Annotated in this window: 12 protein-coding genes and 1 pseudogene; 7 read left to right on the top strand and 6 right to left on the bottom strand. The window is 64.7% G+C overall.

Annotated elements, in window-relative coordinates:
* The 4 genes and pseudogenes from RMO57_RS08075 to RMO57_RS08060 all read left to right on the top strand — a co-directional run.
* A pseudogene (locus RMO57_RS08075) lies at positions 1-686 on the top strand (hypothetical protein); the annotation flags it as partial.
* A gap of 2 nt (positions 687-688) precedes the next feature.
* On the top strand, positions 689-1,270 hold the full coding sequence (locus RMO57_RS08070; protein ID WP_310385680.1) for a type II secretion system protein: 582 nt from the start codon (positions 689-691) through the stop codon (positions 1,268-1,270).
* Positions 1,270-1,659 (top strand): type II secretion system protein, encoded by a 390-nt coding sequence (locus RMO57_RS08065; protein WP_310385678.1) that lies wholly within the window; start codon positions 1,270-1,272, stop codon positions 1,657-1,659. The genes RMO57_RS08070 and RMO57_RS08065 overlap by 1 nt, the downstream gene beginning before the upstream one ends.
* A gap of 1 nt (position 1,660) precedes the next feature.
* Positions 1,661-2,167, top strand: a complete 507-nt coding sequence (locus RMO57_RS08060; RefSeq protein ID WP_310385676.1) for a type II secretion system protein — start codon at positions 1,661-1,663, stop codon at positions 2,165-2,167.
* A gap of 52 nt (positions 2,168-2,219) precedes the next feature.
* On the opposite strand, the gene RMO57_RS08055 is transcribed toward RMO57_RS08060, so the two are convergent.
* The gene (locus tag RMO57_RS08055; protein WP_310385675.1) at positions 2,220-5,255 is read right to left on the bottom strand and encodes a S8 family peptidase; all 3,036 of its coding nucleotides are present in this window, start codon (positions 5,253-5,255) and stop codon (positions 2,220-2,222) included.
* Between the two features lie 39 nt (positions 5,256-5,294).
* Positions 5,295-5,960 (bottom strand): NF038120 family PEP-CTERM protein, encoded by a 666-nt coding sequence (locus RMO57_RS08050; RefSeq protein WP_310385674.1) that lies wholly within the window; start codon positions 5,958-5,960, stop codon positions 5,295-5,297.
* Positions 5,961-6,538: 578 nt separating this feature from the next.
* On the opposite strand from RMO57_RS08050, the gene RMO57_RS08045 reads away from it, so the two are divergent.
* Together RMO57_RS08045 and RMO57_RS08040 are read left to right on the top strand one after the other, a co-directional pair.
* On the top strand, positions 6,539-7,216 hold the full coding sequence (locus RMO57_RS08045; RefSeq protein ID WP_310385673.1) for an NF038120 family PEP-CTERM protein: 678 nt from the start codon (positions 6,539-6,541) through the stop codon (positions 7,214-7,216).
* Between the two features lie 38 nt (positions 7,217-7,254).
* Positions 7,255-10,440, top strand: a complete 3,186-nt coding sequence (locus RMO57_RS08040; protein ID WP_310385672.1) for a S8 family peptidase — start codon at positions 7,255-7,257, stop codon at positions 10,438-10,440.
* 77 nt (positions 10,441-10,517) lie between these two features.
* Here the strand turns inward: RMO57_RS08040 and RMO57_RS08035 are convergent, their stop codons facing one another.
* The 3 genes from RMO57_RS08035 to RMO57_RS08025 all read right to left on the bottom strand — a co-directional run bounded on the left by RMO57_RS08035 (position 10,518) and on the right by RMO57_RS08025 (position 13,546).
* Positions 10,518-10,946, bottom strand: coding sequence for a hypothetical protein (locus RMO57_RS08035; RefSeq protein WP_310385670.1), 429 nt, complete (start codon positions 10,944-10,946; stop codon positions 10,518-10,520).
* A 78-nt stretch (positions 10,947-11,024) separates the two neighbouring features.
* Positions 11,025-11,843: a hypothetical protein gene (locus tag RMO57_RS08030; RefSeq protein ID WP_310385668.1), complete on the bottom strand. Its 819-nt coding sequence runs from the start codon at positions 11,841-11,843 to the stop codon at positions 11,025-11,027.
* A complete protein-coding gene (locus RMO57_RS08025; RefSeq protein WP_310385666.1) occupies positions 11,840-13,546 on the bottom strand; it encodes a caspase family protein in 1,707 nt (568 codons plus the stop codon). The genes RMO57_RS08030 and RMO57_RS08025 overlap by 4 nt, the downstream gene beginning before the upstream one ends.
* Positions 13,547-13,775: 229 nt before the next feature.
* On the opposite strand from RMO57_RS08025, the gene RMO57_RS08020 reads away from it, so the two are divergent.
* Entirely contained in the window at positions 13,776-15,413 is a 1,638-nt protein-coding gene (locus RMO57_RS08020; protein WP_310385663.1) for a CHASE2 domain-containing protein, read from the top strand.
* Positions 15,414-15,464: 51 nt separating this feature from the next.
* On the opposite strand, the gene RMO57_RS08015 is transcribed toward RMO57_RS08020, so the two are convergent.
* Positions 15,465-16,302 (bottom strand): PA domain-containing protein (locus RMO57_RS08015; RefSeq protein WP_310385661.1); only part of this gene is annotated, 838 nt, incomplete at its 5' end.

Raw genomic sequence — 16,302 nt, 5'->3', positions numbered from 1 at the left:
GCCTGATCAGCGACGAAGATCGGCGCTCGGCCAGTGGTATTCCCGGACTGTCGGAAATGCCGGTGCTGGGTACGCTGTTCGGCGTGCAGAACACCACCCGCAACAAGACCGAGGTGGTGCTCTTGATCACCCCGCGCATCGTGCGCAGCTTGGCTGTGCCGGAAGTCGCGATGACGCGCATGGCCAGCGGCACCGACGCGTCGCCGGGCGCTTTCAGCAGCCTGCTGAAAGCCAATGCCAAGGTGGGTGTGGCGCCGGCCGGGGCCGGCCAAGCCGCCGTGACAGCACGGCCAATGCCGAATGCAGCGGCCGCAGTGGCGGCCGAGGCGGCGGCCGCTAACTTGGAGGCCACCGTGCATCTGGACGTCACGCCGCAAGTCGCCGCCGGCGGCACCGTCTCGGTGGCCTTGAGGAATGACTCCGGCCTGACCGTCAAGGGCGAGCTTGAATATGACCCGAGCAAATTACAGCCGGCCGGCGCCAGTGCCACGCCCAACTCGGGCCGCCTGCCGGTCGAGATTCCCCCGCGTGGTGAGCGGGTGGTGGTGCTGCGGGCCTTGCCGGCCGCCAACGGCCAGGTGCTCAATATCGGCCTGAACAGCTTGTCCGCCAGCGGGCTCAACGGCGAGAGCGCATCCGTGCGGTTAGAAGGTTCGGGTTTGTTGACGGTGGATGCGCCGCGCTGAACATGGAGCCCCTCGTCCAAGGAGTACCTTGGCCGGTCCCCCGGGGGGACGGCGATGCTTGCCGGTTCGACCGGCAAGCACATCGCCATGGCGGGCCGGCTTGGGAGCGGCCCGGCGCTCGGCCCGCAGGGTTCACACTAGTCGAGATGCTGGTCGTGCTCGCCATCATGGCGATGCTGGCCGGCGCGGCGCGACCTCTGTTGGAGATGTCGGTGCAGCGCAGCCGCGAGCATGAGCTGCGTGCTGGCCTGCGCAGCTTGCGCGGGGCGCTTGACGCCTACAAAAAGGCGGTCGAGGCCGGCCAGATCAAGGCCAGCCCTGAGGACAGCGGCTATCCGCCGAATCTGCAGGCCTTGGTGGCGGGGGTGCCGGATGCCAAGTCGCCCGAAGGCCGCAAGCTCTATCTGTTGCGCCGCCTGCCGCGCGACCCGTTTGCCGACCCCGCGCTGGAACCTGCCGAAACCTGGGGTCAGCGGGCCGCCGACAGCCCGCCCGATGAACCGCGCGCCGGGCGCGATGTGTTCGACGTTTTCTCGCGCTCCGACCGGCGCGCGCTGGACGGCTCGCGTTACAAGGATTGGTGATGAAGAGTGCAGCAAAATCAAAAGGCTTTACCCTGATCGAGTTGATCGTGGTGATGGCTATCGTCGCGCTGCTGGCCTCGATCGCCGCGCCGCGCTATTTCAACAGCTTGCAAAAGTCCAAAGAGACCGCGCTGCGAAGTTCGCTCAGCACCATGCGCGACGCACTCGACCAATTTGCCGCCGACAAAGGCCGTTACCCCGATTCGCTGGAGGAGCTGGCCACGGCCCGCTATATCCGCGAAATCCCCGAAGACCCGTTGACCGGCAGCCGCGAAGCCTGGGTGGTGCTGGCACCGCCGCCCGATGCCATAGCGACCGGCCAAGTCTACGATGTGCGCAGCGGTGCTGCCGGCCGCGCCAGCGATGGGCGCTTGTTTGCGGACTGGTGAGATGTGTCGTCAGCGCGGCTTCACTTACCTCGGCTTGCTCTTCTTCGTCGCCATCACCGCGGCGGGTTTGGCGGCCTTGGGCCAGGCCTGGAGCACGGCCGCGCAGCGTGAACGCGAGCGCGAGCTGGAGTTTCGCGGCAACGAGATTGCCCAGGCCATAGTCAGTTACTTGAAGACCTCACCGGGTTTGGCGCAATATCCGAGCAGCCTGGAGGACTTGCTGGCCGACCGGCGCGGCCCCAAGACCCGCCACCATCTGCGCCGTGCCTATGCCGACCCCTTCACCGGCAAGCCCGACTGGGTGCTGGTGCCGGACCCCGCCAACCCCAAGACCTTTGTGGCGGTACACAGCCGCTCCGAGCGGCCCTTGCTGCGCCAGCTGCAGACCGACGGCACGCCGATCGCCGCCGCGCAAGATTGGGTCTTCACCGCCAACGCGTCCATCACCGCCAAACCCGGTAACGAGGTTCTCGTCGAGCCCAAACCGGCCTCCAGCCCGAATCCCTAACGCCATAAAAAAGGCCCCTGCGAACAGGGGCCCATGGCGAGGCGAAGCCGGCTCAGCGGTTGTCCACCAAGACCAAGCTAGTACCCACGCTCACCGGGACTGCCGTGCGTGTATCCCAGTACTGCAGATGGCCCAGATAGCGATGGCCGGCGGGCACGCGCCAGCCCAGGCCGATGGTCGCTGCGCCACCTTCATAGACCGAGGCGGGCGCGCTGGCCCTGAGGGTTTGCGCGCCGACGGCCGGCCCGACCACCCAGCTGGACAATACATAGTCGACCGCGCCGCCGGCACCGTTGCTGGTGTTGAAGCCGATCACGCAGGCCGAATAAGTGCCCGCCGGCGGTGCATTCAGCTGCACCATTTCTTCCGCGCTGCCGCCACCGCTGCTGCCGACCTTGGTGCCGGTGCCGCCGGGGCCATTGAAGACATCGAGATCCAGATCGACGGCCGCCGAGGTCTCGGCGTCAAACAGCTGGAAACGCGCCAACTTGGCGCCGGCCGGCACGACGCTGTTGTAGCACTGTGTCTGGCCCGAACGGATATTGCCGCTGTTGCGGGTGGCCGGCACCAGCCCGGTGGCCGTGACCGCCAGCGTGCCGGTGTAGGCCGAGGTCACCGAAACCGTCTTGCTGCCGGCCCCGGCTGCGCGCACATCCACCACTTCCGGCGGTGCCAAGAAGCCGACTGCATTGGCGCTCAGCGGGCTGCTCACCTGCACCGCACCGTCGCTCCAGCTGAGCGTGCCGAAGGACCAGGTGTTGATCGGCGAGCCGGCGTTGATGGTCAGCTTGGTTGAAAAACTGCCACTCGCCCCGGGCGCCAAGGTCAACGTGGCCGGTGTGACCAGCACGGTCCAGCCGGGCAGCGTGGCCGTGGCGGTGAAGGTCTTGGTCGCGCCGGTCACATTGGTCACCTTGCGTTGCAGAGTTTGCGTATTCAACACATTGGCGACGGTCAAGGAGGCCAGGTTCAGGTTCCAGGGCTCGATCGCACCGAGCGCGGCGCAGGTGCCGATGGCGGCCGGTGGGGTCAGGCCCACGCCGCACAGGAAGCGGCCATGATCGGTCGGACCGCTGTCGTAGACCAAGGGGGTGGCCGCTGCACCGTTCGGGTTCATGTGACCGGCACCATAGCCCCAGCGGTCATTGTCGGCCGTGCCATTGGCCAGTTTGACGCCGTTGGTCGAGGTCATCAGCGCCGACTTGACGGCGGCCACCGACCAGTTGGGATAGAGCTGCCTGAGCAAGGCCGCCGCGCCCGCGATATGGGGGCTGGACATCGACGTGCCCGACAAGGAGCTGGCGTTCGCCCGAGGCGTGAAGCTGCCGGCGACGGTGCCGTCATGCTCGGCTTGGGTCTGGTTGGTGATGAAGGCGGCCAGAATATCCACGCCCGGGCCGGTGATGTCGGGCTTGAGGATGTTGCCATTTGCCTTGTTGGGGCCGCGCGATGAGAAGCTGGCCATCACCGGCGCCACCACGGCGATCGGCGTGGCCGGCGGCATGATGGTGGCGGTGGCGCCGGCGGTGGCCGCATAAGCGTTGATGGTGGCGCGCGTTGCCAGCGGCAGATGAATCGACGGCACCGAGTGGAAGTCAGCCGCCAGTCCATCGGCGGCGGCATTGGCGTTCACCAGCACCATGCCGATGCCGCCGACCCGCTTGACCTCGGCGCTCTTGTCGACGCGGGCGCTCACACCACGGTCGCAGACCACGATCTTGCCGACCGCTGCCGTCGCACTCAAGGAGTTGGCGAAGCAACGTTGCGCGTCGGCCATGGCCGCGCCTGCGGCCGGGATGCTGCTGGCCAGGATCAGGCTGCCCGACAAGGTGCCGCTGAACACCGACACGCCATTCGAGAACACCGTGTTGTTGCCCAGCTTCAGGTCGGCGAAGGCTTGGCGATCATGGGTCGAGGCGGCCACCGTCATCAGCCAGGGGCTGATGTGCGCGACTTCATTGCCCGGCCCGCTGTTGCCGGCCGAGGCCGCGACGAAGATGCCGGCTGCGGTGGCGTTCAGATAGGCGATCTCGACCTCGTCGAGGAAGCTGGTCTTGCTGCCGCTGACCGAGTAATTGATCACATCGACGCCATCGGCGACGGCGTCATCGATCGCCTTCAGGATGTCGGCCGTCGTGCCGCCGTCATTGGCGGGCGTGGTGCTGGCCGTCCAGAGTGCCTTGTAGACGGCCAGCCGGGCGCGCGGCGCGATGCCGGAGATGGCGCCGATCGCGGCACCTTGGGCGGTGGCCTGCACATTGCCGTTGCCGCCCGAGGTGGAGGCGGTGTGGGAGCCGTGGCCGTCGCCGTCACGAGGAGATTTGTACTCAAGCGATGGGTGCAAGGTGTAGGCGCCGCCGCTGGCGTCCGCGCCGGCAAAAAAGGCGTCGCCATAGAAGCGCGCACCGATCAGCTTGTTATTGCACATGGTGGCGGCGTTGAAGCCTTCGCCGTTGACGCATTTGCCCTTCCATTTGGCCGGCGGCGGGCCATAGGCCGAGCTGCCGGCTTGGTAGTAGGGGACGGCATTGCCGCCGCCATCGACCTTGTCGCCGAACGACGCATTCTCGGGCCAGACGCCGGTGTCGATGACGCCGATGATGATGTCCTCGCCCTTGACCTGGCGCGCCAACGCGTCCAGTTGCGACCACAGCCCACCGGGCGCACTCAGCTGCAAGAAGGCCGGCGTGCGGGTGGTGTCGGCCCGCACCAGGCGCGACTCATTGACCGACAGCACCTGGGCCGAGGTCTTCAACGCGAACGCCTGCGCCTCGGTCAGCTGCACGGCGAAGCCATTGAAGCTCACGCTGTAGTTGTGCAGCGTCCGGGGCGAGCCTATTTTTGCCAACACCTGGGCTTGTTGGGCGGCCAGAAAGCTGCGGTAGCTGCTGACGTTGCCGGCACTCGCGTTGAAGCGCGCTCCGGCCACCGGCTTGGTGGCGGCCAAGCCGCCGGGCTTGCCGGTGAAGGTGGCGGCCGGCGCGTCGGCCAGTTGCACGATGTAGATTTTCTTGGCGCTGCTCTGAGCCGATGTGCCCAGGCTCAGGGCGGCCAAGCCCAGCGCCAAACTGATACGTAAGAGATTCATTTGAGAATTCCTTGCTGTGTGGGGGGGTAAATCGCTACTTCAGCGGATTGAAGCGCGGCGGCGCAAGGCCAGGGCCGCCAAGCCCAGGCCCAGCAGCACTGCGGCCGCAGGCTCCGGCACCGCCGTCACGCTGATGTTGTCAAGCGCGAACTGGCCGTTGTTTTGCAGCGGGCTGGCGCAGACATTGGCGCCGTCGAAGGAGCAGGCGAAGAAGTCCAGCGACTTCAGATTGGCGAAGGCGTTGAAGTTGGTGTTGTAGCTCGCAAAGTTGCGGTCGAACAACCAGGCCACGCCCTGGCTCGTGTTGTCGGCATAGGTGGCCACCGCCGCGATCACGGTGCTGCCGCCGGCTGCCGGCTGCAGGGGCACAAAGGCGGCGTCGAAGCCATGCAGCGTGAACAAACTGCCGTCGGGGCGGGTCAGGCGCAAGGCGCCTTCGTTGAGCTGGGTGTAGAACTGGCTGGTGTTGCCGGTCGGGGCGGCTGCGCCGAGGCCGCTGGCCACGTCAACCGTGCCGGCGTCGTACACCGCCGTCATTTGATAACCGGCCTGCTCGAAGCTCTCGCCGGCAAAGTACAGGCCGGTCAAGGTCGGTGATTCAAAGTCCAGCGTGGTGGTCATCGCTTGCGCCGGCGCACTGAGGGCGAGACCGGCGAGACAAGCGAGGGCGGCGCTGGCGTACAGCGGCCGAATCAGTTTGAACATGGCAACTCCTGGGTGAAGGAATGGGGAAGTTAAAACGGCGCCGAGATGGGCGAACACCGACGGTAGAGGCATGCTGCGCACCACACACCGGGGCAAACCCGCGAGCCCATGCAGACCCCCCTAATGTGTTGCTGCCTAGGAGCGTGGGCGGCAGAAGAGCCGGCCGCCACCCTGCATGCGCTCACATGGGGGCATCAATAACGAGGAAACGAACGTGCGGCTGCGTCCTGGCTTTCGTTGTTGATGTTTTTTCGCCCATAAATTGGGTTAGGTAATAACCCTGACACAAAGCGGTAGGCCGAGCCAATAGAGCTCACTACTTTACCTGCTCATTGGGTGGCTCAAGGCCCCGTTTGCACCGGGGAAACCCTCTCCCCCCCGGCTTGGGGGGCGGGCAAGTCGGGATGGGAAAGCAACGCGATCTAAAGAGAATAAAAACTCGTGCCGTCGAAGCGATACATCCGCGCTTCGGGCCCGTTCGGCTTGACGATGCAGCGCCCTTGAGACCCTCTAGCGCATCTGTATGTTGCAAGCATGAGGCTTAGAAATCCTACTCATTCGTATCGAGGTATAGAGACATGAAGAAATTTTCTCAGTTGGCCATGGCGCTTGCCGCAGTCGCCGCCTGTTCGGCCGCTTCGGCCGAAGTGATCGGTTTTGAAAGCCAGGCCCTGGTCGGCTACATCGGCGGTGAGTCCTTCATGGACGGCGCGGCCAACTTGGGCGTCATCGGTGACGGCTTCGCCGGCATCATGATCAACGGCGCTGATGCCGCTGCCTGTGACACCGTGACCTGCCCCACCGGCAACACCAGCAAGTACTTCATGGGCGTCAATGACGGCGGCCTGAGCCTGAGCATGGGTGGCACCGCCTTTCGTCTGGCCGGTTTGGATTTCGGCTTTGTGATGCCGACCGCAGGCTTGAATGAGTTCACGCCCGGCCAGTTGCAAATCACCGGCACCGACGCCAACGGCGTGCAGACCATGATTGCCAGTGACTTCAGCAAAGTGGGCAGCGATTACGTCTTCGCCAGTTGGGCCATTGGCGGCCCATTCGCCCAAACTGCCTTTGCTTCGGTGAGCATCAATGCTTGCTTGTTTGATGCCAATGGCATGTGCCAAGCGCAGGCGATGGGCCAAGCCCAGTTCGCGCTCGACAACATCAACGTGACCGCCGTGCCGGAGCCAAGCAGCTATGCCTTGATGGGCCTGGGTCTGGCCGGCTTGGTCGCTCTGCGCCGCCGTCGCGCCGCCTGAGCTCTGCACAAGTCATCGCAAATTCAAGGAACAGATCAATGAAACTTCGTCCAATTTCGCTCGCCGCCGTGGCCCTGCTGGCTGGTTTTGCTGCCACCACTCAAGCGCAAGAAGCACGCCGCTCTTACATCATTCAAATGGCCGACAAGCCGGCTGCCTCGTACACCGGCGGCGTCGTCGGCCAGCCAGCCACCAAGGCCGCTCAAGGTACTCGCCTTGACCTCAACTCCAGCGCCGTTCAGTCCTTCATCAGCTACCTGGAAGACAAGCAAAACCTGCTGTTGGCAACGGTCCCAAGTGCCGAAGTCACACACCAATATCAAGTCGTCTTCAACGGCTTCGCAGCGCAGTTGACCGATGCCGAAGTGCGCAAGCTGAAGAAGAACCCGGATGTCGCGCTGATCATGGCGGACTCGATTTCGCAGCCGATGACCAGCTACACCCCGACCTTCTTGGGTCTGGACAAGATCCCCGGCGGCCTGTGGGAGCAAAACGGCGGCAAGAGCAAGGCCGGCGAAGGCATGATCATTGGCTTGATCGACAGCGGCATCTGGCCCGAGAACCCCAGCTTTGCCGACCGCGTTGACGGCAATGGCGTGCCAACGCACGATATGAGCGGCACGCTGGCCTATGACGCACCACCGGCCAAGTGGACCGGCGGCTGCGATGTCCGCCCCGGCATCGTTGCCGCTAACTGCAATAACAAGCTGATCGGGATTCGCTCGTACCGCTCGGCCGCCCAGACCTTCGCGCCGCAGGAATTTGATTCCGGCCGCGACGCGACCCAAGGCGCCGGTGGCGGCCACGGTTCGCACACGGCGTCTACCGCCGGTGGCAACAATGGCGTGCTGGCTTCCAGCGCCGGTAACCCGCTGGGTTCTGTGTCCGGCATCGCGCCGCGCGCCCGCATCGCCGCCTACAAGGTTTGCTGGAAGGGTACGACCGCCAACAACGGCGGTTGCGCCGGCTCCAACACCGTTGCGGCGGTTGAGCAGGCGGTCAAGGACGGCGTGGACGTATTGAATTACTCGATCGGCCCGACGGCCGGTGGCGGCACCTTCCAGGACGCGGCCGTGTTGGCTTTCTTGGGCGCCTCCAACGCGGGTGTGTTCGTTGCCGCTTCGGCCGGCAATTCCGGCCCGTCCACGGCGCCGGCCGCCAACCTTGGCCCATGGCATGCGACGGTCGGAAACTCGACCCACAACCGCCTGTATTCGGGTACCGCCACGTTGGGCAATGACACCAAGGTTGTTGGCTCATCCACCAACCCCAAGACTGATTCCGCCAATTTGATCCTGGCGCAAGATGCTGGCGTTGCTGGCCTTTCGGTCAGCGATCAGGCGCGCTTGAAGGAGTGCTTTGGCACGACCGACCTGAGCGCTCCCAGCATCGGCGGCGCACCCTGGGTCAGCAAGGCCTTGATCGACCCCGCCAAGGTGTCCGGCAAGATCCTGGTGTGCGATCGCGGTAACAACGCGCTGGTCAACAAGAGCGCCAACGCCAAGACGGCCGGCGCCACGGGCGTGATCCTCGGCAACGTGGCGGGTGGTGCGACCAACACCGCCAACGCACCGCACACGCTGTCGACCGTGCATGTGACCTCCGGCGACGCCACTGTGGTGAAGACCTATATGGCCGCCAACCCCGGCGTGGCCACCGCGTCGCTGGGCGACCTGAACGTGATCGTCAACCCGAATGTGCCAGCACCGGTGATGGCCGGCTCCTCGTCGCGCGGCCCCAACGTCGCCAATGCCAACATCCTCAAGCCCGACATGACCGCGCCGGGTTCGGACATCTTGGCCTCGGTGACGCCTGCGATGACGCAAGGCGAGCGCGATGCGATCGCTGCCGGCGGCTCGACCACCGCAGTGGACTGGGCCTTCTACACTGGCACTTCGATGTCCAGCCCGCATGTGGCCGGCCTGGCAGCCTTGATCAAGCAACAGCATCCCACCTGGACGCCGGCGATGATCAAGTCGGCCCTGATGACGACGGCCAAGGACACCGAAAGCGACGGCCTGAACGGCGCGCTGCCTTGGGACCCCACTGCCAAGAACACCGGCAAACTGCCGTGGGCACAAGGCGCCGGTCATGTGGTGCCTAACCTGGCCTCCGATCCAGGCCTGGTCTATGACGCGACCGAAGCCGACTACGACAAGTTCATGTGCGGCGTCGGCATCACGCCGCCGGGCAAGAACTGCGGCGTTGTCGGCAGCATCCCGGCCTATAACCTGAACCTGCCTTCGTTGACGGCGGCCAGCGTTTTGGGCGTGGCCACCCTGACCCGCACCGTGACCAACGTCGGCACCGCGCCATCGACCTATACCGCTGCCGCTACGGTGGCAGGTTATGACGTGGTGGTGTCGCCGGCCTCGTTCACGATCCAGCCGGGTGCCAAGCAGACCTTCACGGTCAAGCTGACGCGCACCAGCGCGCCATTGGCCACCTGGGCCTATGGCAACCTGACCTGGACCGACAACCTCGGCCACAAGGTGCGCAGCCCCTTGACCGCCCGCGGCAGCACGCTGATTGCGCTGGATTCGGTCTCCAGCGAGGCACAGTCGGGCAGCAAGGTCTTCACCGTCGGCTCCGGTTTTGCCGGCAGTCTGGTGGGCGTCAAGGCCGGCCTGCAAGCGGCCGTGCGTGACAGCCGCAACATCGGCCAGGCCGATAACGGCACTTCGACGGCGACCTGCAGGGCCGGTGGTGGTGTGGGCGTCAACGTGCACAACGTGACCATCCCTGCCGGCACCCTGGCGGCTCGTTTTGCGCTGTATGACGAAGAGACCACCGGCGGCGGTGCCTCCGACCTCGACTTGGCGGTGTTCAATGCGGCCGGCACCTTGGTCGCCAGCAGCGGCACCGATGGTTCCAACGAACTGGTTCAGATCAAGAACCCGGTCGCGGGTGCCTACAAGGTCTGCGTGGTGGGCTACGCACCGTTGGGTGGTTCGGCCGACTACACGCTGTCGTCTTGGGTGCTTGACCCAGCGGCTGCCAGCAGCGGCAACTTCAAGGCCCTGTTGCCAAGCAAGGTCTTTGTCGGTGGCAACGCCTCGGTCGGAATCAGCTGGTCGGGTCTGGCTCCGGCCAAGCGCCATCTGGGTGCGCTCAGCTTTGTCGTCAACGGCGCGGCTTTGGGCATGACGATGGTTGAAGTCAACACCAATGATCCGCTGCCGCTGTTCCAGAACTCGCGCGTCGAGATGGCTGAAACGAACTAAGCGAAGGGGTGTGGCGAAGCGCAGGCTTCGCCAACAGTCAAGCAAGGGCCGTAGTCTGCAAAGGCTACGGCCCTTTTTTACTTTGCCAGATGGGAGCCGGGGCTGCCGCCACGGTTGGCGGGGTTCAAGGTGCAGCGGCCGGCTTGGCAGCTGGCGCCGGGGTCGGTGACCAGGCGGCAGTCGGACATCATGTTCGAGGCCAAGTTCTCGGCCCTGCGCGCCGCCGCATGTTGCTCGACCAGGCTGCGCAGCTTGTTGCCGTCGCTGCCCTTGCTGGACCAGGCCAGATAGCTGTCCGGTCCGCCGCAGGCCTTGGCGCCGACGGCAATGCTGTGGCATTGCTGCGGCCCGTCGCAGGCAGCGGTGCCGACTTCGGCCTCAATCTGCTGCCACAAGGTCTGCGCATCGGTCTTGGGACGGTGCATGGGCTTGATGGGGTCTACCGCACAGGCGGCGGTGGCGATCAGCAGGCTGAGCAAGCTGCTCAAGCCGAGCAAGTGGCGCATTAAATGGGGTTTTGATGGTTTTTCCATGCACGCATACTCGCTCAGCCGGGGTCGGCTGACAAGCTTTTGCTGAGCCTTTTAGGGCGCCAAGCTGATGCGAATGATCTCGCGAGCGGCCCAGACCTGGCCTTCGTCCACCAGGGCGGCAGCCAAGCGCAACTGCCGCAGCAGCGGATCAGGCTCCAACTGGCTGAGCTGCAGCAGCTCTTGCTTGCGCTGCGTCAGCAGGGCCGGGTCCTCGACCACGATCTGCCCCTGGTGGCGCTGACCGGCGTAGTTGAGTGTCCATTGCAGCATGTTGCCACGCTGCAGATGCGCGGCCGGCAGGCGCAGCTCTTGCGCCGGGCCGGGTTGGCGGTGCACCAGCTTGCCCTTCAGGCTAAGCTCAAAACTGGCCAGATCAGCGTCGGCCGTCTGGCCCAGCGGCACCACGAGGTCAGCCTGTGGTTCGGCCAGCCGTCCGCTCGGGATTGCAGTCAGGATGTAGTCCTCATTGGCACCGCGCGACGAGCCACTGCGAAGGCGCTGACCGCCATCCAAGACGCTTTTGATCTGCTGCATCAGCTGCGTCATGCCGCCGGCATCGGCCGGCGCGTTGCCGGCGCCGACGATCAAGGCGCCGCTGTTGACGCGGCGCATCTCGGGCGCCGCCTGCGTGGAAGCATGGCTGGCGGCCACGGCGTACACCGCCACCTCGCCGGTGGCGACGCGCAAGCGCCGGCAGTCGGGCGCAGACAGCGGCTCAGGAAATGGCGTGGTGATTTCGCCCGAACGATTGATGACGCGCGCCGAGGCGTCCGCCCCCTTGTACAAGCAGGCCGAAGCCGCCGCCAAGCCGGGCAGGCTCAACAGCAGCAAGGCCAGCAGGCTTGGTTGAGTGCGGATGGGCCGCTTCATTTGGCTTGCACCAGGAAGACGTCGCCGATCAAATCGCTTTTCTCCATCGGCACCTGCTTGTTCTTGGTCTCCGCCTTGACGGCCTCACGTACCTTCTTGAAGACCTGCTCAATATTCTGGTTAGGTACGCTGAGCTGGGCGGCGAAATGCTTGCTGAAAACGCTGTTGCGGGCGATCCCGTCTTCGGCCGTGCTGCCAGGTGAGGTGGCAAAAGCGATCAAGCCGCCTTGCGGCACCTGCTTGATGTCGGCCAGGCCGCTGCCGGCCAAGCTGCGGCTGGTGGCCGGCAGCGGGTTGTCGCGGCAGGCGTCTATGACCAAGAGCTTGACGGCCGGTGCGGCCACTTCAAGCTGGGCCACGATATCGGCTAACTGCACGCTGCCTTGCTCGCGCACATCGTCGATCGAGCGCATCTTGGCGTTGTCCACCGGCATCAAAAAGTTCTCGCCGTCGGCCTGGATTGCGTGGCCGGCGTAATAGAACAACGCGATGTCGGCGCCCTTGGCGCGCGTGGCAAAGTCGCGCGTGGCGGTGGCAAAGCGGGCCGAATTGACGTTCTCCAAGGTCAGCACATCAAAGCCGATGCGGGTCAGCTTGTCGCTTACCAAGCGGGCATCGTTGACCGGGTTGACCAGCGCGCTGCGCTGATACTTCGAATTGCCGATGACCAAGGCGACCCGCTTGCCGTTACCCTTGATGACCGGGGCACGTGCCACTTGGGTGCCAGCCAGATCGGCCGGCATGAAGGCGACCGGGTTCTCGCGGACGGCTTTTTCGGTGATCGCAATACGCCGGTCGATTTGCGAGTTAGGCGCGTTGATCAACTCCGACGCGCGCCGGTAGCCTTGGGAAGCGCGCAGCAGGTCGCCGCGTACCTCGGCGCAAAAGGCGTTGTTGAAGGTCAGTGCCGGTGATTCTTTGTGGTCGAGGTAGAGCTCCTCGAAACGTCGGCAGGCTTCGTCCATGCGCTTGGCCTCCGCGAACTTGGTGGCCGCGTCAAAATCCTTGCGCTGTGCCGCCGGCAGGCCGGCGTCCGCGCTCATCAGGTCGAGCGGGCGCAACTCATACGAAGGCGCCAACACGCGCATCACATTGACGCCGGTGTTTTGCACCGCGTTGGCGGTCAATTGCTTGGGGTCGACACGGGCTATCGTGGTCTCGTCAGAACACAGGCGTTGCCCGCTCTCGCCGCCGACACTGTCGGTGAAGACGCTGCGCTTGTCGCTGCTGCGGAACACCTTGATGCGAGCGGCAGCCAAGCCGCGGGTGTCGGTGCAGCTGACGCGTGTGCTGCGCACCTGCTCCTTCGGGCAAGCTTTCAAGAATTTGGTCTGGACCGCGCAAGTGCTGCGCTCTTCCGTCGAGTTGGTGCTGCGTACTTCGCTGACACCGCCGCTCACCAGGACCAGCGCTTCGGTACCGGCCTTGGCGGCCAGACCGGCCAGTTGCACATCAGAAGGCACGCCGTTGAGGCGGCCACCCATTTGCACTTTTGTATAGAACGGCCGCTCCTCGATGCGCAGCTTGCTCATGGCGCTTTCCAGATCCATGGCGATCTGGGCCGAGACCTCGCTGCCGTCCGACAGAATCAACACCGACTTCAGGCTGCCCGCATCGGCGTTTTTGGCGGGCAGCAAAAAGGTGATCTTGGGCGCCACCGCATCGCTCAAGCTGTGACCCATGTCGTTGACTGCGTTGCTCACGGTTGCTAAGCAACCGGTCAATAGGCTGGCGACCAGCCCGGTGAGCAAGAGCGCCGGCAACAGCCGAGCGCCCCGTGGAAATGGTGCGGTAGGAGAAGGTGACTGATGACGATGCATGCGGGAATCCTGATGTTGCAGACGGCTGACTCAGGTCAGATTGATCTTGACGCGTAACCGCAAGTTACGACGGCTTGGTGGCATAGTGCCGCCATTGCATCGGCTTATCAAGATGAAATCTTCTCCAGTCGGCCTAACGGGCCGTTTACAGCTGCACTTGCGCGGCTTTTTGTTGCTTTTGCGCGTACCCGACAAGTTCTGGGCGCTTTGGGGCGCGCGCATTCTCAATGCGGTGCTGATGTCGGCCATCGTCGCGTTTTGCTTGCGGCCCTTTGAGACCGGCGTCCGCGAGTTCGTCGACGCCAATGTGCAGATGAGCTTGTTGGCGCAGCTGGGCCATGCGGACAAGCTGCCGCCAAAGTGCGCGGGGAGAGCCTTGGACTGCATTTCGGTCATCGGCATTGACGACGCCGAGCATCGCCATATTTTTCAACAGCGCTCACCGCTTGATCCTGACAAGCTGCGCGCGTTGTTCGATGCGATGCAGAGTGCCCCACCCAAGGTGTTGGCGGTCGATTTGGACTTGTCGCCGGCTGCGCCGGATGAATGGCCGGCGCGTCAGCGCTTGTTTGATAGCCTGCAAAAATTGGCGCGCCTGACGCAGCTGGTGATGGTCTGCCCGCAAGGCTACACGGGCGGTGCCCCCGGCGCACTGGATCAAGACTGGCTGGCGCTGTTTGGCAGCGAGGTGCAGTTCGCCTCATCCGATCTGAGCGAGAACGGCCTCTATTTTGACCGCGCGCAAGGGCTGGCCCCGTTGGGTGTGGCGGCCGCCGAGCTGAGCCGTGAGCCGGTTCAAACCCAGCGCAGCGAGGCCAAGGACTGGCATGCGGCCTGTCTGGGTGCGCGGGTCTCGGCCCATGGGCCCGAGCTGCGGCTGATTCGCCCCGCCGCAGTCGAAAGCCTGAACTTCAGCCAAGCGCTGCACAAGCCCGAGGCCTTGGCCGGACGCCTGGTCTTGCTGGGCGGCAAATGGGGCAGCGGCGATCAGTTCCTGCTGCGCGGCCAAACTGAATCCTTTTACGGGGTTGGTTTGCATGCCTGGGTCGCCGCGTCCGAGCTGGCGCCCTTGTTCGAGCCGCCCAAGGTGGCGGAGTTGGTCATTGATGTGTTGGTCGGCCTGCTCTCGGGCCTGTATTTCGCGACGGTCTGGGCCGCCATCGTGCGAAATCGGCATTCATTTGCCTGCCGATCATTCTTCTATCTGTGTTTTCTTGGCGGCGCTCTGATTCTGCCCTTGGCTTGGGTGATGACAACGGCGCGCCTGGCCGAATTCGGCGTGGTGCTGGGCACGGCCGGGATGATTTTGTCGGCGGCGGCGGACAGCTTTTTGTCGGCCCATGAAGGCCATCTGGAGGCCGAACACGAAGCAGCAGCTGGGTATCGTTTTTGGGCCGGCCCGCTGGCCTGGGGCAGCGGCGCGTTGCTGTTGGTGTTGACCTTGCTGCACGGTGATTCCTGGCCCGCTTGTTTGCTTGCCGGGGCACTGTTTGGCCTGTTGATTGCGCGCCTAGATGCCACCGTGCCGGTGACTGAAGAACATGCGCCGCCCCATGCTGAAGGCCAGCTGGACCTACTGACTCGCTTGCTCTGGCTCTTGCTCAAATTGACGGCCTTGTGGACGGCGATGAGTGATGCCGATGGTCATGAGGTTTGGGCAGTCTGGGCGCTGTTCGGTGGTTTTATGTTGACCTGGGGCGTGGCCTTGTATCTCCAGCGACGCCGGCCGATAACGCACGCCTCGGCATAAAAAAGTCACGGCGCTGTTGCGCCGTGACTTGGTTGCATTTGCAGCGCGGGCCTACCAGCCGGTATCTTGCAGCAGCCTGAAGGTCAGGTCGATCGGTGGCAGCACCGATTGGGTCAGGTCGCCGCTGATGGCCGGCTCCATCAACTGGTTGCGGAAGGCCGAGCTGTCAAAGTGCGAGACCGAGGAGCCGCCCTGGAATGGGTTCGGCGCAAACATCATCATGCGGCCCAGCGGGTCGGCACCCGAGTATTGCGAGCCGACCAGATTGAAGGACGCCCACACGCCCGACGAGGTGCGCGTGCGTTTGCCCAGTTGGGCCAACAGCGCCACACCATCGGCTTGCGTGATGCGCACCGAGGGGATGGTCACGCTGGCGTCGGAGCCGCCCATGCCGGTGACCGCACCGGGTGCGTTGTCGGCCACGATAACACCCTTGGCACCGGCGTTTTGCGCGTTCTTGACCTTGATCGCGAAGCCGCAAGCGCCGCGGCTGAGTAGCGCCACATTGTTCTTGACCGCCAAGGCATTGGCGGGGCTGAGTGCCGTGCAAGCCTGGCTCAGCACGCCGCCCGCCTCGGTCACCGGCATCAACGCAGCCGCCAAGGCCACCGTGCCGACCGAGGGGCCGAACGAGGCCTCACCGACGGCGTGATCGCCTGCGAACGCACCGGCTTGCGAGCCGCTGGCGCTCAGCACCGGCAGGCCCATGCGCAAGACATTGGGGATCTCGGCGTTGACGGTTGCACCGGTCCAGACCAGCTTGTCGACGCTGATGGCCGAGGCGGCGCGTTCGGCGTTGGTCATGTCCTTCCAGAGCTTGCCCGTTGTGGTGCCGAACAGAAAGTGATCCCAGATCGCCGGGAAGCCGCCGTTTTGGGCGCCGGTGCTG

Origin of the sequence: Roseateles sp., assembly GCF_031397715.1 — a bacterium.
GTDB lineage: Bacteria > Pseudomonadota > Gammaproteobacteria > Burkholderiales > Burkholderiaceae_C > Paucibacter_A.
The sequence above is the reverse complement of the archived record's forward strand: the minus strand, read 5'-3'. Positions and strand labels throughout refer to the sequence as shown.